The 23,955-nt window shown below is 65.2% G+C and carries 27 protein-coding genes; 5 read left to right on the top strand and 22 right to left on the bottom strand.

Features of this window, described 5'->3' with window-relative positions:
- Window positions 1-1,019: acyl-CoA carboxylase subunit beta (locus K289_RS0125785; RefSeq protein WP_027554185.1), on the bottom strand; the 1,019-nt coding region annotated here is incomplete at its 3' end.
- Window positions 1,020-1,170: 151 nt separating this feature from the next.
- Here K289_RS0125785 and K289_RS0125780 point away from each other — a divergent pair.
- Together K289_RS0125780 and K289_RS0125775 are read left to right on the top strand one after the other, a co-directional pair.
- The gene (locus K289_RS0125780) at window positions 1,171-1,575 is read left to right on the top strand and encodes a DUF4260 domain-containing protein (protein WP_027554184.1); all 405 of its coding nucleotides are present in this window, start codon (window positions 1,171-1,173) and stop codon (window positions 1,573-1,575) included.
- A gap of 169 nt (window positions 1,576-1,744) precedes the next feature.
- Window positions 1,745-2,341 carry a hypothetical protein gene (locus tag K289_RS0125775; protein WP_027554183.1) on the top strand — a complete coding sequence of 199 codons (597 nt, stop codon included), beginning with the start codon at window positions 1,745-1,747 and terminating at the stop codon, window positions 2,339-2,341.
- Window positions 2,342-2,392: 51 nt separating this feature from the next.
- Here K289_RS0125775 and K289_RS0125770 read toward each other — a convergent pair whose 3' ends face one another.
- From K289_RS0125770 to K289_RS0125750, 5 genes are read right to left on the bottom strand one after another with little or no spacing between them, the layout of a single operon-like run.
- On the bottom strand, window positions 2,393-3,049 hold the full coding sequence (locus K289_RS0125770) for a carboxymuconolactone decarboxylase family protein (RefSeq protein ID WP_027554182.1): 657 nt from the start codon (window positions 3,047-3,049) through the stop codon (window positions 2,393-2,395).
- 59 nt (window positions 3,050-3,108) lie between these two features.
- Window positions 3,109-3,966 carry a class D beta-lactamase gene (gene blaOXA / locus K289_RS0125765; RefSeq protein ID WP_051310777.1) on the bottom strand — a complete coding sequence of 286 codons (858 nt, stop codon included), beginning with the start codon at window positions 3,964-3,966 and terminating at the stop codon, window positions 3,109-3,111.
- A gap of 33 nt (window positions 3,967-3,999) precedes the next feature.
- Window positions 4,000-4,263: an EscU/YscU/HrcU family type III secretion system export apparatus switch protein gene (locus K289_RS0125760; protein ID WP_027554180.1), complete on the bottom strand. Its 264-nt coding sequence runs from the start codon at window positions 4,261-4,263 to the stop codon at window positions 4,000-4,002.
- Entirely contained in the window at window positions 4,260-5,867 is a 1,608-nt protein-coding gene (locus K289_RS0125755) for a flagellar hook-length control protein FliK (RefSeq protein ID WP_027554179.1), read from the bottom strand. The genes K289_RS0125760 and K289_RS0125755 overlap by 4 nt, the downstream gene beginning before the upstream one ends.
- A 55-nt stretch (window positions 5,868-5,922) precedes the next feature.
- Window positions 5,923-6,717 (bottom strand): ATP12 family chaperone protein, encoded by a 795-nt coding sequence (locus K289_RS0125750; protein ID WP_027554178.1) that lies wholly within the window; start codon window positions 6,715-6,717, stop codon window positions 5,923-5,925.
- 76 nt (window positions 6,718-6,793) lie between these two features.
- Here K289_RS0125750 and K289_RS0125745 point away from each other — a divergent pair, with 76 nt between their 5' ends.
- Window positions 6,794-7,240, top strand: coding sequence for a hypothetical protein (locus tag K289_RS0125745; RefSeq protein ID WP_027554177.1), 447 nt, complete (start codon window positions 6,794-6,796; stop codon window positions 7,238-7,240).
- A 70-nt stretch (window positions 7,241-7,310) separates the two neighbouring features.
- On the opposite strand, the gene K289_RS0125740 is transcribed toward K289_RS0125745, so the two are convergent.
- From K289_RS0125740 to K289_RS0125730, 3 genes are read right to left on the bottom strand one after another with little or no spacing between them, the layout of a single operon-like run.
- Complete coding sequence (locus K289_RS0125740) at window positions 7,311-8,510, bottom strand: RluA family pseudouridine synthase (protein WP_027554176.1); 1,200 nt, start codon at window positions 8,508-8,510, stop codon at window positions 7,311-7,313.
- Between the two features lie 52 nt (window positions 8,511-8,562).
- A complete protein-coding gene (locus tag K289_RS0125735) occupies window positions 8,563-9,900 on the bottom strand; it encodes a replication-associated recombination protein A (RefSeq protein WP_027554175.1) in 1,338 nt (445 codons plus the stop codon).
- A complete protein-coding gene (locus K289_RS0125730) occupies window positions 9,897-11,303 on the bottom strand; it encodes a DegQ family serine endoprotease (protein WP_027554174.1) in 1,407 nt (468 codons plus the stop codon). Before K289_RS0125730 ends, K289_RS0125735 begins: the two co-directional genes overlap by 4 nt.
- A 314-nt stretch (window positions 11,304-11,617) precedes the next feature.
- Between K289_RS0125730 and K289_RS0125725 the strand changes: the two genes are divergently transcribed.
- Entirely contained in the window at window positions 11,618-13,249 is a 1,632-nt protein-coding gene (locus K289_RS0125725; RefSeq protein ID WP_027554173.1) for an OprO/OprP family phosphate-selective porin, read from the top strand.
- A 106-nt stretch (window positions 13,250-13,355) separates the two neighbouring features.
- Here the strand turns inward: K289_RS0125725 and K289_RS0125720 are convergent, their stop codons facing one another.
- On the bottom strand, window positions 13,356-13,733 hold the full coding sequence (locus K289_RS0125720) for a helix-turn-helix domain-containing protein (RefSeq protein ID WP_027554172.1): 378 nt from the start codon (window positions 13,731-13,733) through the stop codon (window positions 13,356-13,358).
- A gap of 121 nt (window positions 13,734-13,854) precedes the next feature.
- On the opposite strand from K289_RS0125720, the gene K289_RS0125715 reads away from it, so the two are divergent.
- Window positions 13,855-14,868: a zinc-binding alcohol dehydrogenase family protein gene (locus K289_RS0125715; RefSeq protein ID WP_027554171.1), complete on the top strand. Its 1,014-nt coding sequence runs from the start codon at window positions 13,855-13,857 to the stop codon at window positions 14,866-14,868.
- Window positions 14,869-14,993: 125 nt separating this feature from the next.
- Here K289_RS0125715 and K289_RS0125710 read toward each other — a convergent pair whose 3' ends face one another.
- The 12 genes from K289_RS0125710 to rpsE form a co-directional block, all read right to left on the bottom strand.
- Window positions 14,994-15,299 carry a DUF1330 domain-containing protein gene (locus K289_RS0125710; protein WP_027554170.1) on the bottom strand — a complete coding sequence of 102 codons (306 nt, stop codon included), beginning with the start codon at window positions 15,297-15,299 and terminating at the stop codon, window positions 14,994-14,996.
- 7 nt (window positions 15,300-15,306) lie between these two features.
- A complete protein-coding gene (locus K289_RS0125705; RefSeq protein WP_027554169.1) occupies window positions 15,307-16,095 on the bottom strand; it encodes an SDR family NAD(P)-dependent oxidoreductase in 789 nt (262 codons plus the stop codon).
- 174 nt (window positions 16,096-16,269) lie between these two features.
- Window positions 16,270-17,118: a c-type cytochrome gene (locus tag K289_RS0125700; RefSeq protein ID WP_027554168.1), complete on the bottom strand. Its 849-nt coding sequence runs from the start codon at window positions 17,116-17,118 to the stop codon at window positions 16,270-16,272.
- A 122-nt stretch (window positions 17,119-17,240) separates the two neighbouring features.
- Window positions 17,241-17,657, bottom strand: coding sequence for a 50S ribosomal protein L17 (gene rplQ, locus K289_RS0125695; protein WP_027554167.1), 417 nt, complete (start codon window positions 17,655-17,657; stop codon window positions 17,241-17,243).
- Window positions 17,658-17,778: 121 nt separating this feature from the next.
- Window positions 17,779-18,810, bottom strand: coding sequence for a DNA-directed RNA polymerase subunit alpha (locus K289_RS0125690; RefSeq protein WP_035685709.1), 1,032 nt, complete (start codon window positions 18,808-18,810; stop codon window positions 17,779-17,781).
- A gap of 112 nt (window positions 18,811-18,922) precedes the next feature.
- Window positions 18,923-19,312 (bottom strand): 30S ribosomal protein S11, encoded by a 390-nt coding sequence (gene rpsK, locus K289_RS0125685; protein ID WP_007603045.1) that lies wholly within the window; start codon window positions 19,310-19,312, stop codon window positions 18,923-18,925.
- Window positions 19,313-19,435: 123 nt separating this feature from the next.
- The gene (rpsM, locus tag K289_RS0125680) at window positions 19,436-19,804 is read right to left on the bottom strand and encodes a 30S ribosomal protein S13 (RefSeq protein WP_018647258.1); all 369 of its coding nucleotides are present in this window, start codon (window positions 19,802-19,804) and stop codon (window positions 19,436-19,438) included.
- A 187-nt stretch (window positions 19,805-19,991) separates the two neighbouring features.
- A complete protein-coding gene (locus tag K289_RS0125675; protein ID WP_027554165.1) occupies window positions 19,992-20,849 on the bottom strand; it encodes an adenylate kinase in 858 nt (285 codons plus the stop codon).
- Window positions 20,850-21,127: 278 nt separating this feature from the next.
- Window positions 21,128-22,462 (bottom strand): preprotein translocase subunit SecY, encoded by a 1,335-nt coding sequence (gene secY, locus K289_RS0125670; protein WP_027554164.1) that lies wholly within the window; start codon window positions 22,460-22,462, stop codon window positions 21,128-21,130.
- Between the two features lie 149 nt (window positions 22,463-22,611).
- Entirely contained in the window at window positions 22,612-23,097 is a 486-nt protein-coding gene (gene rplO, locus K289_RS0125665; RefSeq protein ID WP_027554163.1) for a 50S ribosomal protein L15, read from the bottom strand.
- Between the two features lie 16 nt (window positions 23,098-23,113).
- Entirely contained in the window at window positions 23,114-23,308 is a 195-nt protein-coding gene (gene rpmD, locus K289_RS0125660; RefSeq protein ID WP_027554162.1) for a 50S ribosomal protein L30, read from the bottom strand.
- Window positions 23,309-23,333: 25 nt separating this feature from the next.
- Window positions 23,334-23,909 (bottom strand): 30S ribosomal protein S5, encoded by a 576-nt coding sequence (gene rpsE / locus K289_RS0125655; RefSeq protein WP_027554161.1) that lies wholly within the window; start codon window positions 23,907-23,909, stop codon window positions 23,334-23,336.
- Window positions 23,910-23,955 lie beyond the last annotated feature (46 nt).

Here is a 23,955-nt window from a genome sequence, read left to right as displayed (position 1 = left end):
TTGCGCGAGGCGTCGGAGTCGAGCACGCCGGCCAGCACCATCGGCTGGTTGGCGACGAAGCCGACGGTGCGGCCGGCGATGCGGCCAAAGCCGGTGACGATGTTCTTGGCGAAAGCTTCCGCGATCTCGAAGAAGTCGCCCTCGTCCACGACCTTCAGGATCAGCTCCTTCATGTCGTAGGGCTTGTTCGGATTGTCGGGGATCAGCGTGTCGAGCGACATGTCGACGCGGCCGATATCGTCGAAGCTCGGCCATTCCGGCACGCCGTCGGTGTTGTTCGACGGCAGGAAGTCGATCAGCCGGCGCATCTGCAGCAGCGTCTCGACGTCGTTCTCGAACGCACCGTCCGCGATCGAGGAGCGCGTCGCGTGCACGGAGGCGCCTCCGAGTTCTTCGGCGGTGACGACCTCGTTGGTGACGGTCTTCACCACGTCCGGGCCGGTGACGAACATGTAGCTGGTGTTCTTCACCATGAAGATGAAATCGGTCATCGCCGGCGAATAGACGTCGCCGCCGGCGCAGGGGCCCATGATGACGGAGATCTGCGGGATCACGCCCGAGGCGAGCACGTTGCGGCGGAAGACGTAGGAATAACCCGCGAGCGCCGCGACGCCCTCCTGGATGCGGGCGCCACCGGCGTCATAGAGGCCGATGATGGGCGCCCTCGCCTTCATCGCCATGTCCTGCAGTTTCGTGATCTTCAGCGCGTGGGTCTCGGACAGCGAGCCGCCGAACACGGTGAAATCCTTGGCGAACACGAAGGTCTTGCGGCCGTTGACGGTGCCCCAGCCGGTGACGACGCCGTCGCCCGGCACCTTGGTCTTCTCCATGCCGAACTCGGTGGAGCGGTGCTCGACGAACATGTCGAATTCCTCGAACGAACCCTTGTCGAGCAAGAGCTCGATACGCTCGCGCGCCGTCAGCTTGCCGCGGGCGTGCTGCGCCTCGATGCGCTTCTCCCCGCCGCCGAGCTTTGCGCCGGCACGGCGTTCTTCAAGGGCGTCCAGGATATGTTTCATTTGCTCCCGCCAGTTCTTAGCCTAAATGCGATTGCCGGGGGTTCTAACACGGCATTTTGCGGGCCGGGAAGCGGCTTTCGGCTTCGCGGAGCTTCCCTGCCGGTGCGGAAAGCGTGAGCGATTACAAAGTTTTGGCACGGAGAGGCGGACCATGGATGACGCAGTGACTGAGACCGGCGCGGCGACCGGCGGCGTCAGGCTGCTCTTGCGGCTGGAGGGGCTGACACTGTTCGCTGGCATGACGCTGCTCTACGCGACCTGGGGCGGCTCCTGGACGCTCTACCTCCTGCTCTTCCTGGTGCCGGACTTGAGCTTCCTCGCCTACCTGTCGAGCCCGAAGTTCGGCGCGATGGTCTACAACGCCGCTCACAGCTACCTGGCCCCCGTGACGCTGATGACGCTGGGCTTCGGCTTCGCCTCGCCCTTCACCCTGTCCATCGCCTTGATCTGGCTCGCCCATATCGGCATCGACCGGGCGCTCGGCTATGGCCTGAAATATTCCGCCGGCTTCGGCTTCACCCATCTCGGGCGGATCGGGCGGCAGGCCAGGACCTGACGCAGCGGCCGTCGGCGCCGGGTGGGACGGCAATTTTGCCGCTGCTTTCCGTTGACCGCGTGAGCCGATTCAGGCTTGCTGCCCGAAGCGGACAGGCGCCGAATGTAGCGTAAGCTCAGTCGGTACGGCGGCGGTCATCGCGCCCGATTGGCCCTTTTTGGCAGCACCCATGTCCGCGACGGTCGTCCCTCTGCCGCCGAACAGCTCGTCCGAGACCATCGACTTCCTGCGGCGGATGGCCAGCATGGTGTCGGGGCGCAACGGCGAGATGCTGCTGCGCGCAGCAAGCCTGATCCAATCGCTGTCGCAGCGGGCGATGTCGGCCGAGCGGCTGTTTCACGAGACGCAGGAAGAGAGCAGGCGCCATGCCGAGCGGCATGAGGCGGCCGAGCTCGCCTCCGATGCCATGATCGGGCAGATCGAGACGCTGCGGGCGCAGCTCGCTGAAGTGACCGCCGCGGCCGCGGCCGAGCGCACCGCGTTCAATGACGAGCGCGGCAAGCTGCTCTGCCTGATGCAGGATGCCGAGACCCACATCGGCAAGCTGACCACTGAGCTGGAGACGCTGCGCGCCTCCGTCGACAGCTTTAACGATACCGTGGTCTCCGTGCCGATCGAGGCGCTGCGGCTGGCGCGGGCCCAGTTCGACTACCTCTCGAACGGCTTTGCCGGCAAAGGCGATGTGATCTCGGAAGCGATGAGCGAGATCGGCGGCTTTGCGATCGACCAGGCGCTGGCGGCGAAGAAGACGGCCGACTCCGCCTGAGGCGGACGCGTGGTGGATTTCCTGAAGGCACTGTTCAAGCTGGGATGGGAATTACGGCTCTCCCATCTTGAACGGCTCCTCCTTGCCGGGCGGCACCGTCTCCTCGGCCATCGCCAGCAGCATCGCGACCATCACGTAATTGCCGGCGAGCGCGGTGAGATCAACGATCTGCTGGTCGTTGAAAACCTTCTTGGCGCGCGCGTAGGTCTCGTCAGAGACCTTCCTGGTCGCGGTGAGCTCGGTGACGAAGTCGTAGACCACCGCCTCGTCCTCGGTCATCCCGGACGGCCGCTTGTTCGCCTTCAGCTCGGCGATGATGTCCGCCGACAGGCCGGCCTTCGCCGCAAGCGGCGCATGGGCAAACCATTCCACCTGGGAGCGCCACTGCCGCGCGATCACCAGGATCGCGAACTCGTTGAGTTTTGTCGGCACCGACGTCTGCCAGCGCAGGTAATAGAACAGGTCGAACAGGCGCTGGCCGAGCACGGGGCTGCGGATCATCGGATTGTAGGGGCCGCCGATGCCGACGCTCGAGACCTTCATGATCTGCTCGCCGAGCGGCTTCTGCTTCTCGTCGAGCTGGTCCATGGTGAGCTGCGGAAAGCGCGGCTCCTTGCTGGTGGCGGGGCCAGCGAACATGTTGGCGGCAAGCCAGCCGCCCGCGGCGGCGAGCGTGAGCGATGACAGCCAGAGCGGCGTTGAGTTCATTGTTGTCCTCCCGACTTTTTGTTGGTCGGAGGATGCTAGTCGAGCACAGCGCAGTTGCGCTAGATCGCGCCGATATCGGCAAGGCAGGCTTGCGTCAGGCTCATGCGGGCCTCGATGTGGCGCTGCTCGCGGCAATCCATGTTGAGCGCGAACACGGTGTGCGCGCTGCCCTTTTCGGCCCAGCCGACCATCCAGCCGAGCGACGGCTCGCCGCGCTCGGCTCCCAAAAGCCCCGACTTCACGCGGATGATGGCGTCGCCGACCTTGGTCACCGGCAGGATGTCGGAGACGAGATCCTGGCTGCGCTTTGAGATCGGCAGCGCGCGGCGGCGCAGCCGGTCGACGAAATCGATCTGCTCGACCGGGTCGATGCGCAGATTTCCGGTGAGCCAGAACTGATCGATGCCGCCGCCGATGTCGCGATTGCCGTAGTCGAGGAGATCGACATATTTCTGCATCCGCTCCTGCCCGATGCGGCGCGCGATCTCCTGATAGACCGGCACTGCGCTCACCGCGATGGCGCTGCGCAGCGTGTGGTCCTTGTTCCAGGCCTCGATCGGGCGTTTCACGCCGTCCCAGGGGAACAGATCCTTGTCGGGATCGGCGACCACGCCGGTCTCGAGCGCAATCAGCGAGTTCGGGATCTTGAAGGTCGAGGCCGGCAGCTTGCCCTCGCCTGACCGCTCCCGGTCGCTTGCGATGATCAGGTAGTCATCGACCTTGTAGCCGACGAAGGTGCCGGCCGTCCCTAGATCGGTGAAGTGCTTGGCGAGACTCTCGCGGATCTCGTTGCGCGGCGGCGCGACATGAGCGAGCGCACGCTGCGGCAGGATGGCGGCTGCGGCAAGAAGGCCGAGGGCGGAACGGCGGGTGGGCAAGTGCAATATCCGTTGAACGGTGAAAGTGGCCGCGACCATGCAGCCTCTATCGTGGTGAAACGATGACAGTTGCTAGCGCGCCCGGCCCGACAGCCGCAGCACGAACACCAGCACTTCGGCGACCGCCTTGTAGAGGTCTGGCGGGATCTCCTCGCCGAGTTCGACCTTGGACAACGCGCCGGCCAGGACTTCGTTCTCCTCGATCGGGATGTCATGGGCCTTGGCGATCTCGACGATCTTCTCGCCGATCGTGCCCCTGCCCTTGGCGACGACCACCGGCGCGCCGCTGCCCTTCTCGTAGTGAAGCGCGATCGCAAGCTTGGTGTCGTCGCTCATGTCGCGCGATCCAGGAAATGGCCGGCGCGGGCCGGTGCCGGCTGCGGCGGCGTGCCGTCGCGCACGATGATGTCGCCAGGCTTGAGCTCGGCTTTCGTCAGCGCCTGGCTGAGCTCTCCGACGCCGGCGCGGAGCTGCTGCGCTGTCGTGGGCCGCTCCGCCCACATCCGTACAAAAGTCTTGTCGCCGTTCAGCGTGATCAGCGCATGCACGGGGCCGGCCGGCTCGACATTGAGCGAGAAGCGCGCGCGCCAGGCGCGCTTGGCGGGATCGGCCGACTCGCCAGCGCCATCGCGCGAGATCTCGAACTGCGCCATCGCGGTGCCCTGTGGCGTCGCGAACGGGATCTCGAAATTCCACTGCGGCACGGTCGGATCGATGCGGTGGCCGCTGGCATCGACGCGATCGGGGAGCGAAGCGACCTGCAGCAAGGTCTGCCGCGCGATCGCAGCATCGGTGTCGTCGAGCAGACGATGCACGGTCGCAGTCAGCGGGCTATCGGGTGCGAGCAAAGGCGTTGCGATGGATTGGGGCGACGGCAGCGCACCGCGGAATGGCGGCGGCGTGGTCGTTCGTGCGGCCGCGTCGAAGACGTGGCCATCAGGTACGGCTTTGTTCGAGCCCGGCACGTTGCCGGTCATGCGCGGCAGTTTTTGCGCGACCTCTTGCAGGAGGCTCGCGGCAAGCCCGGCGGTCATTGTCCGCGGGGTCGCCGCTTGGAGAACATCGGCAAGCACCGAGGCTGCGAGATTGGCGCTGCGCGGCATTTGAGCGATATCCGCGTCGGGTGACGGCAACACCGCGTGCGCGGCCTCGCTTGCCGCCTGAGCCGCCAAGGCCGTGGTCTGGGACGTGGCAACGGAGTTCGCCGAAGGCACGGCTACTTGCGGCACGCCAGTCTCGATCGCGCCTGAGGTCGCAACCAGCGTCTGACGCAGCACCAGCAGCGCCGCCTTCAGATCCGGCATGGCACCGGACGATGGCGTTGCGCCGGCGGCGAGCGAAGCTTCGAGGAACAGGCCGGATTTCTGGAAGGCGGACTCGATGTCGGCGCCATCGAGCTGAGCGTTGAGCGGCGTCTGCTGTGCGAGCACGTCCAGCACCGCCTGCTTCAGCCCGGCTGGCAGATTGCTGCCGGTCACGACCGCGGCGAGGTCAGCAAACAGCGGCGCCTGGCTGCCCTGCTTTGTCACGGCCTCGGCCGAGGCCATTGTCACCGCGACCTGCTCGGCCGGCGTCAACGGATTGCGCACAGCGTTTGCGGAGGGCGCAAGCGGCGGGCTGTCGATGCGCGACGCGGCGGCCGGCGTCAGCGTGACCTGATCGGTCGCGGCCTCGCCTGCCCCGTTGACGACGGCGAGCCGGATCGTGCCGTCATTCTGCGACACCGCGAGCTGGAGGTTCTGGCCCGGCGACAGCGCCACTTCCGACATCACGTCGAGGGAGAGATTGGCGATGGCGATCCGCACCAGATTGTCGGCGAGCACGCTGACGACCCTGGCATCGACGACGCTGCCGTCCTGGAGCACGAGCCCGGGTGTTGCCGCATCGGCCACGGGGCCGGCGGAACTGACGGGGACGATCGAGCTTATCGGCGTCGGCATAGAGGCGGCCCAGGGAAACGCGCGTCCACCCTAAGCCGTCGTCGTAAACCTCTCGTTAAGGACCTTGGGTCCCGATCGGCTTCGCGGCCGCGAGCACCGCCACGGCGGCCTCGAAATCCCGCAAGCGGACGGCGCGGCGGCCGGCGGCCTCCTCGTCCACACCCCACTGATCGGCATTCCAGTCCTCATCGACATGGGCGGCCGCCCAGACCTGATCGGCATCGCGTACCCCGTGCGCCAGCGCCAACGCCAGCAGCGCCGAGCCGGTCAGCGTCGTGACCACGTGGAGCGCCGCCACGGACCAGGCATCCTGGGGCAACGCAGCGCGTGCGGCCTGGATCGCCTCCTCCGGCTGCTTCACGTGCATGATGCCTTCGGACAGAATGAAATGCGCGCCCAGCGTCTCGGCGGCCCAGAACAGCACCGGGTCCCAATGCGCGGCCTCGCGCGCGACCAACTCCTCCGGATGGCCGGCGCGGTAGAACAGCAAGTCGGTCTGGAAGTATTTTGCGAGGTCGTCGCCAACGAGGCCGACGCGATCGACGACACCCTCGATCACGCTGTTGGCAAGCCGCGTCAGCGGCATGGTCATCGGATCGATCGCCTCCCTCTGCGCCTCCCATTCTGCGGCCACCGCATCGGCCAGCGCGCGCGACGGGATCACCACCTGGCGGCTGGAAGGCGTGCGGATCGGCTTGCCGTCGAGCGTGACGGCAAAGCCGCCCTCGGCCCCGGCCACGCCGACCTCCTTGTAGAAGCGCTTGCGCAACGGCGCGCGGGCGGCCTGGCGGGCCGATTCCCGCGGATCCAGCGGGGACTGCCCCGCAACCTCATCGAACAATTCGCGCATCTGACGTTTTCGGTCCCGGTCCCTGAATGCTAGGCTTCTAAAATAAGACCGGCGGCCGATAAAGCGAGCAGCAGGCATGAGGCACATCGCGGGCGTTCTGGGCCTGTTCGCCGGGTTCTCGCTGGCCGCGGCGGAGGCCGGCTTCCGCACCCCGGAATCCCTCGTCCGCAACGTCTATGCCCATTACGGTGAGGGTTCCCCGGAGCAGTCAAAGGGCCTGCCGCGCGACGAGGTAACCGCCCGGCAGTTCTTCGATCCCAGCCTGCGCAAGGCCTGGAGCGGTCCGAGGGCCGAGCCCTACGATTTCCTGGTGCAGAGCCCGACCTGGAAGCTCGGCCCGGTCGCGATCTCGGTCTTGCGCAGACAATACGACAAGACCCATGTCGCGGCGAACTTCGACAATCACGGCCGGCGCGTGACGCTGAACTTCATCCTGGTCTACGGACCGGAGGGCTGGCTGATCACGGATGTCGAGAGTCCGCATGACAGCTTGCGGATGTTTCTGGAGCAGTTTCGGAATTGAGGGGGTGCGTGGGCGATCGCCAGTCAATTCCTCGGTGTCGTCCTGGCTTTCGCCAGGACGACATTGGGTATTATTCCTCAGGTGCGTTCTCGATCGGATCAAATCTGGTGGCGTCGAGACCAATCAGGTTCCATGACTGCTGCATGTGCGGCGGCAGCGGCGCGGTCGCGTCGATGACGCCGCCACGCGGATGCGGGATCACGATACGGCGTGCCAAGAGATGCAGCCGGTTTTGCAGACCCCCCGGCAGCTCCCAGTTCTCGATGTTGAAGTATTTGGGATCGCCGATGATGGGATGGCCGATATGGGCCATGTGGGCGCGGAGCTGGTGGGTGCGCCCCGTCACCGGCTTCAGCGACACCCAGGTCAGCTTGTTGCCGGCGGTCTCGACCACCGCATAGTAGGTCACCGCGTGGCTCGCGCCCTCATCGCCATGCTGGGCGATGCGCATGATGGTGTCGTCCTCGCCCTCCTCCTTGGCGAGGAAGGTCGAGATGCGGCCCTGCTTCGGCTTCGGCAGACCCGGCACCAGCGCCCAATAGACTTTTCGCGCCGAGCGCGAGCGGAAGGCGCCGGTCAGATGGCTCGCGGCAAAGCGCGTCTTGGCGATCAGGAGGCACCCCGACGTCTCCCGGTCGATCCGGTGCACCAGGCGTGGCTTCTGGCCCTTGGCGTCGCGCATCACCTCCAGCATCTGGTCGATGTGCCGCGTCATACCCGAGCCGCCCTGCACGGCAAGGCCGGCGGGCTTGTTGAGGACGAGAACGTCGTCGTCCTCAAAGATCGTCATGTCCTTCAGCGCGGCAAGCGTCTTCTGCGCGGCTTCCGACAGCGCGCCCGGCACCTTCGGTGCGTCGAGCTTCAGGGGCGGAATGCGGACGCTCTGGCCCTCCTCGAGGCGGTCCTTGCTGTCGACGCGCTTGCCGTCGACGCGCAGCTCGCCTTTGCGCACGACGCGCTGGATGTGGGAGAACGACAGACCCGGAAAACGCGCTTCGAGGAAACGGTCGACGCGCATGTTGTTCTCGTCCGCCGTGACGGTGACGGTCTGCACCTTGGTCGGCAGCAGCGCCTCGACGGGTTTTGCCGGCGCGGGTTCAGGGGCACGCCGCTCGGCGCGCTCGCCGGCAAAGCGCTGTGGCTTCGCGCCCGGCTTGCCGCCCGGACGCGGCCCAGCCTTCTGCGCGCTGCGCGCCTGATGCGGACGCCCTTCCTTGCGCTCATCGCGTGCGCGGGGTTTTGGGTTGGCTCTCTTGATGCGGCGGCTCATGAATGACTGCCTAGCCTAAAAGTGGCTTGCCGTCACGGCGAAATGGCCGTTTTCAACGCGAGCCGCCCCGCTCCTTCCGCAGCTTCGCCCAGTAGTCCAGCCGTTTCCGGATCTCCCGCTCGAAGCCGCGCTCGGGCGGGTCGTAGAAGGTCTGGCGGCCAAGGACCTCCGGGAAATAGTCCTGGCCGGAGAAGGCATCGGGCGCGTCGTGGTCGTACTCGTAACCGGAGCCATAGCCTTCCGACTTCATCAGCTTGGTCGGGGAGTTGAGGATGTGCTTTGGCGGCAGCAGCGAGCCGGCCTGCTTTGCGGTCTGCATGGCAGCGCCGAAGGCTGTGTAGACCGCATTCGATTTCGGGGCGGTGGCGAGATAGACGACCGCTTGCGCGATGGCGAGCTCGCCTTCGGGATGGCCGAGGAAGTCGAAGGCGTCCTTGGCCGCGTTGGCGATGACGAGCGCCTGCGGATCGGCAAGCCCGATATCCTCGACCGCCATGCGCACGACACGGCGCGCCAGGAACAGCGGGTCCTCGCCGGCATCGAGCATGCGCGCGAGATAATAGAGCGCCGCATCCGGATCGGAGCCGCGCACCGATTTATGCAGCGCCGAGATCAGGTTGTAATGGCCGTCGGCCGACTTGTCGTAGATCGGCGCGCGGCGCTGCAGGATGTCCTGCAACTGTGCGGCGTTGAAAATCTCGCCGGCGCGCGCCGAACGCCAGACCTCTTCGACCAGTGTCAGCGAGGCACGGCCGTCGCCATCGGCCATGCGCGCCAGGACGGCGCGCGCTTCCGCGTCCAGCGGCAGCTTCCTGCCCTCGATCGCCTCGGCATGCGCGAACAGCTTCTCGATCGCGGCAGCGTCGAGCGAATGAAACACCAGGACGCGCGCGCGGGACAGCAACGCCGCGTTGAGCTCGAAGGACGGATTTTCGGTGGTGGCGCCGACCATCACCACCGTGCCGTCTTCCATCACGGGCAGAAACGAGTCCTGCTGCGCGCGGTTGAAGCGATGCACCTCGTCGACGAACAGCAGCGTGCCCCTACCCATCTCGCGGCGGGCGCGTGCGGCATCGAACGCCTTCTTCAGGTCGGCAACGCCGGAGAACACGGCGGAGATCTGCTCGAAGTGCAGATCGGTCGCATCCGCGAGCAGCCGCGCCACCGTGGTCTTGCCCGTGCCGGGCGGGCCCCAGAACACCAGCGAGCCGAGCGTGCGTGTCTCCAGCATGCGCGTCAGCGCGCCGTCGGGCCCGAGAATGTGGTCCTGGCCGACGACCTCCGACAGCGTGCGCGGACGCAGACGGTCCGGCAGCGGATGCGGGGCCTCTTGATCGAACCCCGCCGCGGCAAAGAGAGTTGGCGTCTCCTGTGGTCGCTTCGGACTCATCCGCCCAGCGTGACGTTGATCTGCTGGCCGCCCCGCACCAGCGTGATGCGCCAGATCCGCGGGCGTTCGCCCGCCGCCTTCTCGAGGTCGCCGGTCTTGCTGATCTTCTGGTTGTTGACCGCAAGAATGATGTCGCCCTTCTGGAAGCCGACACTGGCGGCCGCGCTGTCGTCGCCGAGATCCGTGACGACGACGCCTTCGGTGTCGGCATCGAGGTGCAGCTCGTCGGCGACGGCCGGCGTGATGGTCGAAACCTTCGCACCCTGGAACGGCGAGCGCGCCGTGATGACGATCTCGTTGCGGCCGGTGTCGGGCGCGATCTCGAGCGCCACCGTCAGCTTCTGCGGCTTGCCGCCGCGCTGCACGTCGATCTGAGCCGTGCCGCCGAGCGGACGCGTCGCAAAGCGGTAGTCGAAGGCGTTGGGATCATCCACGGTCTGACCATCGATCGCGACGATCAGGTCGGAGGATTTCAGTCCGGCCTTTGCGGCCGGTCCGTTCGGGACGACGCTTGCGACCAGCGCACCGGTCGGCGAGCGCAGGCCGAGACTCTCGGCGATGTCGGGCGTCACCGCCTGCAGCCGCGCGCCGAGCCACGGCCGCTTCACCGCCTTGCCGCCGCTCTTGGCGGAGGCGACGACGACGCGCACCATGTTGGCAGGAATGGCAAAGCCGATTCCCTGCGAGCCCCCTGAGCGCGAGTAGATCGCGGTGTTGATGCCGGCGAGCCTGCCGTTCATGTCGACCAGAGCGCCGCCGGAATTGCCGGGATTGATCGCGGCATCGGTCTGGATAAAGAACTGGTAGTCGGTGATGCCGACTTGCGTGCGCGCCAGCGCCGAGATGATGCCGTGGGTCACGGTCTGGCCGACGCCGAAGGGATTGCCGATCGCGAGCACGACGTCGCCGACCATCAATTCATCCGAATTGGTGAGGTCGAGCGTCGGAAATTTCTCCTTCGCATCCTTGATGCGCAGCACGGCGAGATCGCTGCGGGAATCCTTCAGCACGATGTCGGCCTCGAATTCGCGCTTGTCCGACAGCGACACCTTCACCTGATCGGCCCCCTCGATGACGTGGACGTTGGTGACGACGAGGCCGGATGCATCGACGATGACGCCGGAGCCCAGCGAGCGCTGCATCTGCTCGGGCTGCTGGCCCGGCACGCCGAAGAAGCGGCGGAAGATCGGATCATCCAGCAGCGGGTTGCGATTCTGCACCACCTTGGCTGCATAGACGTTGACGACGGCCGGTTGGACCCGCTGCACAATGGGGCCATAGGACAGGCGCAGCTCCGCCGCCGACGACGGGACACGACGATCCTGCGCGGAGGCCGGATCGGGGCTGCCCGAAAGGGCTATGCAAAATCCCGTTATGAGCGCGGTACAGATCGATCGAAACATTCCTACCTCTCGGAAAAGACGCCGGAATATAGGCGCGTTCGCCTGCCAATAGAAGGGCGCCCGGCGGCTATATTCGCCCTCCCGCACCCACCCCGGGCATGCAAGCCCCGCGTGCGTGGCGGCCATTTTGCGTCGGGCCGAGGATTGGCATGACGCGTGTCATCTTGCATGCTGTCCTCCGGCGGATTCGGTTGCGGCGAATTTGCATCACCGGGAACCGCAGCCGTCGGCGCGCCGTCGCGGGGCAGTCATCGATCATTCTTAGGCTCTCCCGTTGCGACTTGGGGAAGTTCGTCAACCGATGGAGTGATGACGTGAGCAGGACAAGATTTGCAGCCACGGCGATTGGTCTCGCCGGCGCGCTGGCGGCCTCACAGGCCCAGGCACAATCGGCAAGCAGCAGCGAGCAGGAGATCGCACTCCTCAAGCAGCAATTGAAGATGCTGGAGCAGAAGCTCGACAAGCTCCAGAGCCAGACCGCGGCGAACACGGCGGCTACGGCGAAAGCCAAGGCCGAAGCGAAGGCCGAGGCCAAAGCCGAAGCGAGATCGGAGGCGAAGGCCGCGGTCGCCAGCGCCAATGCGGCGATCCCGGTCAAGGGCCCGGTGGCACCGTCCGGCGTCGTGGTGACGATGCCGAACAACCGGCCGACGATCTGCACCGCGGACGAACAGAACTGCATCGCAATCACGAGCCGCGTGCACTGGGATGTCGGCGGTTACAATTATCGCCCCAATACGGCATTTACCTCGCCGCAACAGCTCGACAGCGGCGAGAACCTCCGCCGTGCGCGTATCGGCGTCGTCGGCAAGTTCTTTGGCGACTGGAACTACGCCCTGATCTACGACTTCGGCGGCTCGTCGGACGGCTTCGGCGGCACCGCCTCGGCCGGCGGCACCCCCGTCGGCTTCCTTCCGGGCGGCGGGACATCGGGCGTCGAAAATGCCTATCTGAGCTACACCGGCCTCAAACCATTCGGCGGCAAGATGGCGATCGAAGCCGGCATCATGGACCTGGCCTGGACGCTCGACGAATCCACTAGCTCCAACGACATCCTGTTCATGGAGCGTGCTTCGGTTGGCCTCATCGCACAAAATATCGCGGCCGGTGACTTCCGTTCGGCCGTCGGCACCCGCTGGTGGAATGACCAGCTCTGGGTCGGCGCTTATGTCACCGGGCCAACGACGGGCGCGATCCACTCTGCGTCCAGCATCAATCCGCCCGGGATGACCGAACAATATGGCGCCACCGCCCGCATTGCCGGCAATCCCATCAGCGGCAAGGACTACTCGCTGCATATCGGCGCCGACGCGGAGTGGCTGATCCAGCCGCCGCGCAATCTGGTGACGCAGGCACAGACGCTCACGCTCAGTGACCGGCCTGAGCTGCGGATCGATCCGACCTCGCTGATATCGACCGGTGCGATCGCCAACGTTTCCGGGGCGCAGGTCTACGGCGTCGAAGCGGCGGGGACCTATGGCCCGTTCATCGCGCAGGGCGAATATTACTGGTTCAATGTCGACCGCACCGCGAATACCGGCCTGCCGCCGTTCGGCGCGCCGAGCCTGAAATTCGATGGCGGCTACGCACAGGTCGGCTACGTGCTGACCGGCGAGACGCATCCCTACAATCCGGCGGCGGCCGCCTACGGCGGCATCAAGCCGGCGAATCCGTTCTCACTCACCGGCGGCGGCTGGGGTGCCTGGGAAATCGCCGGACGCGTGAGCACGATGAACCTGAACGATCAGCTCGCGACGGCGGCCGGCATCGCGGGTGGTCGGCAAACCATCTACACCGCCGCGCTGAACTGGTACGTCAACAACAACGTCCGCTTCATGCTGGACTACCTGCATGGCGACATCTCCAAGCAGCAGAGTTCCACCTCTGCGGTGAATACGGGCTCGAAGTTCGACGCGATAGCGATGCGCACCCAGGTCGCTTTCTGATCTGAAGTCGCTTTCTGATCTGAAGTCGCGTTCCGTCGACGAGACGCAAGAGCCGGGAGCGGCATGGCCGCCCCCGGCTTCCTTCTTTCGGGCCGCGCGCTTGCTTTCAGGCCGCGCGCTTCGGCTTCTTGACGACGACCGGGGGCGGCGCGCAGGACAGCCGCTGCTGATGGCTCTCCCCCCAGGCCTTGAGAATGTCGATCACCGGCCGCAGGCTCTCGCCGAGCTCGGAGAGGCAATACTCCACCCGCGGCGGCACCTCGGCATAGACCTTGCGGATGATGAGCTTGTCCTCCTCCAGCGCGCGGAGCTGTTTGGTCAGCATGCGCTGGGTGATGCCCGGCATCAGGCGCCGCAATTCGCCGAAGCGCTGGGTGCCGCTCTGGAGGTGGTAGAGGATCACGCCCTTCCACTTGCCGTCGATCAGGTCCAGCGTCGCCTCGACCGAGCAGCCGGGACGACGGGCGAAGTTGCGCCGTTTCATGCGTATTTTCCCAATAGTATCCAAACAGGGACTATATCCCCGAATTTACAGTACTTGCCAAACCGGAGCCAGGGCGACAGTTAGAGCGGCAGGTGACCACGCCATCTGATGGAGACAAGCCATGAAGGCCGTCGGCTACAAGAAATCACTTCCAATCGAGGATCAGGACTCACTGATCGATTTCGAGACCGCAAAGCCCGAGCCCAAGGGACGCGACATCCGCGTCGCCGTGAAGGCGATCTCGGCCAATCCGGTCGACTACAAGGTGCGCAAGCGCGCGGCCCCGCCCGAGGGCGAAGTGAAGATTCTGGGCTATGACGCGGCCGGCGTGGTCGATGCCGTCGGGCCCGACGTCACGCTGTTCAAGGTCGGCGATGAAGTATTCTACGCCGGCTCCATCCTGCGCCAGGGCACCAATGCGGAATTCCACCTGGTCGACGAGCGCATCGTCGGCCGCAAGCCGAAGAGCCTGTCCTTCGCGCAGGCCGCAGCCCTTCCCCTCACCTCCATCACCGCCTGGGAGCTGCTGTTCGACCGGCTCGGCGCCGTGCCGGGCAAAAGCGTCGATCCGCGCACGCTGCTGATCACGGGCGGCGCCGGCGGCGTCGGCTCGATCCTGATCCAGCTCGCGCGCCGCCTCACCGGGCTCACGGTGCTCGCGACCGCGACGCGGCCGGAATCGCAGAAATGGTGCCTCGATCTCGGCGCGCATGCGGTCATCGACCACGGCAAGCCGATGAAGGAACAGATCGAGAAGCTGAAGCTGCCGCCCGTCGCGCTGGTGGCGAGCCTCACCTTCACCGACCAGCACTACAAGGCGATCGCCGAGTTCATGGCGCCGCAGAGCCGGTTCGGCCTGATCGACGATCCGCCGGAATTCGTCATGAGCGTATTCAAAGGCAAGGCGATCTCGGTGCACTGGGAATCGATGTTCACACGCTCCTCGTTCCAGACGCCGGACATGATCGCGCAGCATCATTTGCTCAACGACGTCGCCGACCTCATCGACAAGGGCGTGCTGCGCACCACGCTCGACCAGACCTTTGGCACGATCAACGCCGCCAACCTCAAGCGCGCACATGCGCTGCTCGAGAGCGGCAAGTCGCGTGGCAAGATCGTGCTGGAGGGGTGGTAGGAGCCACAACATCGGTGCGGCGTTTGCGCCGTGCCCACCATCTCTCAAGACACGCGACACAGCAGTGGTGGGCACGCTTCCGCCTTCGCTGTTCGAGCTACGGCGGACAAGTCGCTTTGCCCACCCTACAGCGACTGTGACGGGTCGCCCCCCTCCACAAACATCAGCCGGCGCTCCAGCGCCGTCTGCCGCAGCTTCAACGCCTCTGCATATTCCGGCGAAGCGTACCATTCGCGCGCACGCGCCATCGACGGAAATTCGACGATGATGATGGTCTTCGCCGGTGGCGCTCCCTCCACCACGTCGGCGGCGCCGCCGCTCACGAGGTAGCGGCCGCCATATTGCGCGATGGTTTCAGCGGCGAGCGTGCGATAGGCCTGCATTGCCGCCTGATCGCGCGCCTCGACCTCGGAGATGACGTAAGCGGCCATCCACGCCTCACGCGATGGTGTTGACGATGCCGCCCTCGGCGCGCAATGCCGCCCCGTTGGTGGCGGAGGCTTCCTTGGAGGCGGCATAGACCACCATGTTGGCGATCTCCTCGACACTGGCGAAGCGTTGCAGCAGCGAGCTCGGACGGTGCTGCTTGACGAAATTGGCTGCGGCCTCGTCGACCGACTGTCCGTTCTGCCTCGCGAGGTCCTTCACGAAGGTCTCGACGCCTTCAGACATGGTCGGGCCCGGCAGCACGGAGTTGACGGTGACGCCGGTGCCGCGGGTGAGCTGCGCAAGCCCGCGCGCCACCGAGAGCTGGGCCGTCTTGGTCATGCCGTAATGGATCATCTCGACGGGAATGTTGAGCCCGGATTCCGAGGAAATGAAGACGATGCGGCCCCAATTGCGCTTGAGCATGCCTTTCAGGTAAGCGCGCGACAGCCGCACGCCGCTCATCACGTTGACCTCGAAGAAGCGGCTCCAGTCCTCGTCGGGGATCTCGAAAAAATCCTTCGGCTCGAAGATGCCGGCGTTGTTGATGAGGATGTCGACCTCAGGCAGCGCCGCTACAAGCGCCTTGCAGCCGGCGGCCGTCGAGACGTCGGCGGCGATGCCGCGAACCTTCGCGCCCGTCCCTTCCAGCCTGCGGACGGCAGCGTCGACCTTGTCCTGGCCGCGCCCGTTGATCACGACACTCGCGCCGGAGCCCGCGAGCCCCCTGGCAATGGCGTGGCCGATGCCGGCGGTCGAGCCGGTCACGAGGGCAGTCTTTCCGGAAAGGTCGATCTTCATGTCTCATCTCCATCGATGTCGATGGAGAATATCGGGCGTCCTTGATCGCACCGCAATTGCCGCTCACCGATGCGTGAGGAATAGGCGCCTGCAAATTGAGCGTGTAGGATGGGCAACGCGGCTTGTCCGCCGTAGCTCGAAGAGCGAAGGCGGAAGCGTGCCCACCCTACGCCTCTATTCGTGCGGCGCCAGCGTCCGGAGAGCGGCGACGATCGCGTCGAGATCCTGCGCCGTCATGGTGGCGTAGCCGGCATAGGCCATCGGCGGCTTGAGCTTGTGCCCGTCGCGCGCGATGCCTTGCGTGACGGCGCGTTTGATCTCGTCGTCGCTCCACCCGCCGAGCCCGGCCGCTCGGTCCGAGGTGATGTTGGCGGAGACGGATTCGCCCCACGGCCCCTTGAACGTCCGGCCGCCCTTGCCGCTTGCGCCAGTGAAATCGTGCACCACGGACGGCCCTTCCGGCGTGTGACATTCCAGGCAATGGGCGATGGTCATGAGATAGCGGCCGCGCGAGAGCTGGTCGGTCAATTCAGATTCGCTCGCCTGCTTGCCGGCGTAAGTCGGCGTCTCCGGCTTCAGCGCGATCCGATATTCCGGCGTCGGCGTCTCGTGGCGGACGGGCGGCACGGAGCGCAAGTAAGCCGCAAGTGCATCGAGATCGCGGGCCGTGAGCACCGTGTAGAATGCCGTCGGCATGATCGGCGCGACCGCCGTCCCGTTCGGCCTGATCCCGCTGACGAGAAACCGCTTCAGCCCGTCATCGGTCCAGTTGCCGATGCCGGTGTCCTTGTCGGGCGTGATGTTGGAGCCGGTGACCTTGAACGCCGGCTCGTCAAAGGCCTGTCCGCCCGAGAGCGCGCGCGAGAGATCGAGCCCTTGTGGCCCGCGCGGGGTGTGGCAGTTGTGGCAGACCATCACGCTGTTGACGAGATAGGCGCCCCGCTCGGCCAGCGTCTCGCCCATGGCCGGCGACATCACCAGCGACAGCGCAAGCCCAAAAGGAATCCTGACGGCAATTCGCATTGAAACCCCCGAATGAAAAAGCTTCTGCAAAAATCATCGTGCGCAGCTTGAGAAATGGCTGCGATATACAAAAAAGCGGCGCCCGGGGGGCGCCGCTTTTGAAACCTGATGGCCGGTCCGGCTTACGCCGCCTCGGCTTCCTTCTCTTGCACCGGACCGGAGTCCTGGCCCTTGGCGTCGACGTCGCGATCGACGAATTCGATCACGGCCATCGCGGCGTTGTCGCCATAGCGGAAGCCGGCCTTGATGATGCGGGTGTAGCCGCCCTGGCGGTCCTTGTAGCGGGGCGCCAGCGTGTCGAACAGCTTCTTGACCATGTCGACGTCGCGCATCTCGGCGATCGCCTGGCGGCGCAGCGACAGGCCGCCCTTCTTGCCGAGGGTGACGAGCTTCTCGACGATCGGGCGAAGCTCCTTGGCCTTGGGCAGCGTGGTGACGATCTGCTCGTGCTTGATCAGCGAGGCCGCCATGTTGGCGAACATCGCGCGGCGGTGCTCGGCCGTGCGGTTGAGCTTCCGATGAACCTTGCCGTGACGCATGTGACTATTCCTTACGTTAAAACTGCCGCGACGGTTCGTCGGACATGTTGCTCAGGTGGGCTGCCTGCGTTCGCCCACTAAAGCGCGATGAATTCGCGCCTTAGCTTGTCGTACGTTCGGATCAGTAGTGATCCTCGAAGCGCTTGGCGAGCTCGTCGATGTTCTCCGGCGGCCAGCCCGGCACTTCCATGCCGAGGTGCAGACCCATCTGGGCCAGCACTTCCTTGATCTCGTTCAGCGACTTGCGGCCGAAGTTCGGAGTGCGGAGCATTTCGGCTTCCGACTTCTGCACGAGGTCGCCGATGTAGACGATGTTGTCGTTCTTCAGGCAGTTGGCCGAACGCACCGACAGCTCGAGCTCGTCCACCTTCTTGAGGAAGGCCGGGTTGAAGGCGAGGTCCGGGATGATCTCCTGGGCAACTTCCTTGCGCGGCTCTTCGAAGTTGACGAACACGTTGAGCTGATCCTGCAGGATGCGCGCGGCATAGGCCACCGAGTCGTCCGGCGAGATCGCGCCGTTGGTCTCGATCGTCATGGTCAGCTTGTCGTAGTCGAGGATCTGGCCCTCGCGGGTGTTCTCGACCTTGTAGGAGACCTTGCGGACCGGCGAGTACAGGCTGTCGACCGGGATCAGGCCGATCGGCGCATCCTCGGGCCGGTTGCGCTCGGCGGGCACGTAGCCCTTGCCGGTCGAGACCGTGAACTCCATGCGGATCTCCGCGCCCTCGTCGAGGGTGCAGATCTGCAGGTCCGGGTTGAGCACGGTGACGTCGCCGACGGTCTGGATGTCGCCGGCGGTGACCACGCCCGGGCCCTGCTTCTTCACGACCATGCGCTTGGGGCCTTCGCCCTGCATCTTGATCGAGATGTCCTTGATGTTGAGCACGATGTCGGTGACGTCCTCACGGACGCCCGCGATCGAGGAGAACTCGTGCAGCACGCCGTCGATGTGCACCGACTGCACCGCCGCGCCCTGGAGCGAGGACAGAAGGATGCGGCGCAGCGCATTGCCGAGCGTCTGGCCGAAGCCGCGCTCGAGCGGCTCGGCGACGATGGTCGCGAAACGGGCCGGATCGCTGCCGGGCGTGACCTGGAGCTTGTTCGGCCGAATCAGTTCTTGCCAATTTTTCTGGATCGTCACTGTTTCACCCATACAGGCCAGTCAATTTGAAAGTTCAAAATACTGGCGTTGGAGAAAGGCCGCAGATCATTCCCGCGGCTTCGCAAAAAGTCATCGCGGGCGCCAATGCACCCGCAACTTCGTATCAAACGCGGCGGCGCTTGCGCGGCCGGCAACCATTGTGCGGGATCGTGGTCACGTCGCGGATCGAGGTGACGGTGAAGCCCGCAGCCTGCAATGCGCGGAGCGCCGATTCGCGGCCCGAACCGGGACCGGCGACTTCGACTTCCAGCGTGCGCATGCCGTGCTCCTGCGCCTTCTTGGAAACGTCCTCCGCAGCGACCTGCGCTGCATACGGGGTCGACTTGCGCGATCCCTTGAAACCCATGGTGCCCGCTGACGACCAGGCAATCGTGTTGCCCTGCGCGTCGGTGATGGTGATGGTCGTGTTGTTGAACGACGAGTTCACGTGCGCGACGCCGGAGGCGATGTTCTTGCGCTCACGACGGCGAACGCGGGTGGCTTCCTTGCCCATTGAGTCCCTTTCCTGAAGATCTCAAACGCCGCCGTAATGCCAGCGGCTACACCTGTGGAACGAAAGGCGCGTGGCGAACGGGCAATCCCCTGTTCGCCACACGCCGCGATGGAATTCGAAGACTTACTTCTTCTTGCCGGCGATGGCTTTGGCCGGGCCCTTGCGCGTGCGCGCATTGGTGTGGGTACGCTGACCGCGCACCGGCAGACCGCGACGATGACGCAGTCCGCGATAGCAGCCGAGATCCATCAGACGCTTGATGTTGATGCCGACCTCGCGACGCAGGTCGCCCTCGACGAGATAGTCGCGGTCGATCACTTCGCGGATCTGGAGCACTTCGGCGTCGCTGAGCTGATTGACGCGACGATCCTCGGGGATCTTCACCTTCTCGATGATGTCACCGGCGATCTTGGGGCCGATGCCATGGATGTACTGGAGCGCGATCAGCACGCGCTTGTTGGTGGGAATGTTCACGCCGGCAATACGGGCCACGGCCTTCTCTCCTGTTGCCGATCCCTCGTCAGGAATCAGGCTTTAAGTGCTTGCTTTCTCGGGCAGGTGTTCACAAACGCGAACACGACGCCCACCCCCGGTCTTCCTGGGGCCCGGCATCGTCTGAAACTATCCGACTTGGATGCGGGGCTTATTAAGGGATTCAGGGGGCTTTCGTCAACCGCTGCTAGCGTTTAGCTCGCTTTTTCGTGACCTTTTTTGCGCTCTTCTTCGGGCCCTTTTTGGCGGCCTTTTTGACCATTTTCTTGGCCGCCTTCTTCAGGGCCTTCTTGGTGGTCTTCGGGGCGCCCTTGGCAGCCTTTTTGGAGGCTTTTGCAGCCTTTTTGGCCGTTTTTGCCGGTTTCTTGGCCACCTTGGCGGCCTTTTTAGCCCCCTTCTTGGCGGCGCCCTTCACCGTGCTCTTGGCCGTCCCCTTGACGTGCGTCTTGGGCTCGACCGCCCCGAGGGCCAGCAGGAGGCGGTGAATCGCACGGGTGACTTCGTCGATGGCCATCATGCCATCGATGGTCGAGAGCTTGCGCCGCTCGGAATAGTAGTGAATCAGGGGTTCCGTCAGGCTGCGGTAGCTGGCCAGCCGCTTGGTCAGGACCTCTGGAGTGTCGTCGACCCGGACCTCCTCCCCGCGCTCCCGCATCTGCGCCACGCGCGTCTCGACGCGGCTCAGAAGCGCGCTCTCGTTGACGCGGAGCTCGATCACGGCATCGAGCTTCATGTGCTTGTGCTTGAGGAGCTCGTCGAGCGCCTCGGCCTGCGGCACGGTGCGCGGGAAGCCGTCCAGGATGAAACCGGCCTTGGCATCCGGCTGGTCGATCCGGTCAGAGATGATTCCGACCACGACGTCGTCAGGCACGAGGCCGCCACCAGCCATGATCTCCTTGGCCTTCAGCCCGACCGGCGTACCGGCCGCAACCGCAGCGCGAAGCATCTCGCCGGTCGAGAGCTGGACGATGCCGTAGCGCTGCACCAGCAGTTGCGCCTGGGTCCCCTTGCCCGACCCCGGCGGTCCCAGAAGTATAATTCTCATCGGCGTACGCCCCCCGGATTGGTGAGCGATACGTCGCGCACCAGTGTTTGAAGATCAAGAAACAGTGCAAACCACAATCAGCGCCGCACCGCCACCCATATCATAGGGGAGCGGATGCCCAGAGGCCAAGAAGCCCTGTGAAATCAGCGATTGCGTGGTGGTGAGAGCGGCTCTGCCGATGCAGTCGCGCGGCTCGGCGCGGACCTTGTGGCCGCTGCGCACTACGTGCGCGCAGCGAATCGGTGGCAGCGATCGGCGGTCTGACCGGCCGCCGCGCGTCAGCGACGGCGACCGCCGCGCAGCTTCGACTTCCGGATCAGCCCCTCATACTGATGGGCGAGCAGATAGCCCTGCACCTGCGCGACCGTATCCATGGTGACGCTCACCACGATCAGCAGCGACGTGCCGCCGAAGTAGAACGGCACCGAGGCGTAGGAGATCAGGATCTCTGGGATCAAACAGACGATCGCGAGATAGATTGCGCCGATCACGGTGATGCGCGACAGCACGTAGTCGATGTATTCCGCGGTGCGCTCGCCGGGACGGATGCCCGGAATGAAGCCGCCATGCTTCTTCAGATTGTCCGCGGTCTCGGTCGGGTTGAACACGATCGCGGTGTAGAAGAACGCGAAGAACACTATCAGCGCGAGATAGAGGATCAGGAACAGCGGACGGCCGTGGCCGAGCTGGGTCGTGATCCACTGGAACCACTCCGGCCCCTTGCCGGCGTTGAAGTTCGCGACCGTGGTCGGCAGCAGCAGCAGCGACGACGCGAAGATCGGCGGGATCACGCCCGAGGTGTTGAGCTTCAGCGGCAGATGCGAGGACTGGCCCTCGAACATCTTGTTGCCGACCTGGCGCTTCGGATACTGGATCAAGAGGCGGCGCTGGGCACGCTCCATGAACACGATGAAGGCGATCACGGCGACCGCCATCACGATCACGACCAGGATCAGGCCGGTCGACATCGCGCCCTGACGACCGAGCTCGAGCATGTTGGCGAGCGCCGCGGGCAGCTCGGCGACGATGCCGGATAGGATGATCAGCGAGATGCCGTTGCCGATGCCGCGCGAGGTGATCTGCTCGCCCAGCCACATCAGGAACATGGTGCCGCCGGTCAGCGTGATCGCCGTGGAGAGACGGAAGAACATGCCGGGGTCGCTGACGACGTTGCCGGCGCCCTCGAGACCCACCGCGATACCGTAGGACTGGAACGCTGCCAGGATCACGGTCAGATAGCGCGTGTACTGGTTCAGCGTCTTGCGGCCCGCCTCGCCTTCCTTCTTCAGCGCCTCGAGCTGCGGCGAGACGGTGGTGAGAAGCTGGATGATGATCGAGGCCGAAATGTACGGCATGATGTTCAACGCGAAGATCGCCATGCGGTGGATGCCGCCGCCGGCGAACATGTTGAACATGCCGAGGATGCCGCCTGCCTGCGAGCGGAACACCTGCTCCCAGATGTTCGGATCGATACCAGGCAGCGGGATGTAGGTCCCCAGCCGATAAACGAGCAGCGCACCCAGGGTGAACCAGATGCGCTTCTTCAGTTCGTCGGCCTTGGCAAACGCGCCGAAATTGAGATTGGCTGCCAGTTGTTCCGCTGCTGAGACCATCTTGGACTTTCTCCCGCCGCCTTTTGCGCCGTCATGCCCGCGGCCGGGCTACTTTAGCGGACGCCGGACATTATCTGGTGCTCGGCTTCGATAAGTCCAACGTCCAGCATGCGTAAAGGCCCGCGAGCCGCGGGCCAATGACGCAGTTGTTACGCCGCCTCGCCTTCTTCCTTGGCGGGCGCGAGGATCTTCACCGAGCCGCCGGCCTTCTCGACCGCCGCGATCGCGGACTTCGAGGCGCCATGCACTTCGATGTTGAGCTTGGCCCTGAGCTCGCCGCGGCCGAGCAGCCGCAGACCGGCCTTGGCGCGGCGCAGCACGCCGGCCTTCACCAGCGCCTCGACGTTCACGACGCTGCCGGCGTCGATCTTCTTGGCATCAACCGCTTCCTGGAGCCGGTCGAGATTGATCTCGACGAACTCGACGCGGAAGATGTTGTTGAAGCCGCGCTTGGGCAGACGGCGATGCATCGGCATCTGGCCGCCTTCGAAACCCTTGATGCGCACACCCGAACGCGCGGTCTGGCCCTTGCCGCCGCGGCCGGACTGCTTGCCCTTGCCCGAACCAATGCCGCGGCCGACGCGCATGCGCTTCTTGCGCGAGCCGGCGTTGTCGGCGATATCGCTGAGCTTCATCGCCCTTCTCCTTGTCTTACTTCTCGTCGACAATGCGGACGAGATGGTGAACCTTCTCGATCATGCCGCGGACCGCCGGGGTATCCGGCAGCTCGCTGATGCGGCCGATCTTGTTGAGCTTGAGTCCGATCAACGTCGAACGCTGCGAGTGATGGCGGCGGATCGCGCTGCCGGTCTGCTCGAGCTTGATCGTCTTTGCGGCCTTGGCCATGGGAGTCTACTCCGAAAAGCTTCCGTTAGTCGGCAGCCGCCTCGGCATCGCCGCCGATGCGACGGGCCTGCAGGGTGGATACCTTGATGTTGCGGCGGGCTGCGACCGAACGCGGCGAATCCTGGTGCTTGAGCGCGTCGAAGGTCGCGCGCACCATGTTGTACGGGTTCGACGAGCCGATCGACTTCGCCACCACGTCCTGGACGCCGAGCGTCTCGAACACGGCGCGCATGGGACCGCCGGCGATGATGCCGGTACCGGCCGGAGCGGCGCGCAGGTACACACGGCCCGCGCCGTGACGGCCGGCGATGTCGTGATGGAGGGTGCGGCCCTCGCGCAGCGACACACGGGTCAGGTTGCGCTTGGCGGCTTCCGTCGCTTTGCGGATCGCCTCAGGCACTTCGCGCGCCTTGCCGTGACCGAAGCCGGCGCGGCCCTTCTGGTCGCCGATCACGACCAGCGCGGCGAAACCGAAGCGCTTGCCGCCCTTGACGACCTTGGCCACGCGGTTGATGTGGACGAGCTTGTCGACGAACTCGCTGTCGCGCTCCTCGCGCTCCCTGCGTTCACGTCCGCCGCGGTGTTCGCGTTCACCTGCCATGGTTTTTCCAATCCTTCAGAGGCTTACGCCTCAATCCTCAAATTCT

It is taken from the genome of Bradyrhizobium sp. Cp5.3 (genome assembly GCF_000426265.1).
Taxonomy (GTDB): domain Bacteria; phylum Pseudomonadota; class Alphaproteobacteria; order Rhizobiales; family Xanthobacteraceae; genus Bradyrhizobium; species Bradyrhizobium neotropicale.
This window is presented reverse-complemented; position numbering and strand designations above follow the sequence as displayed.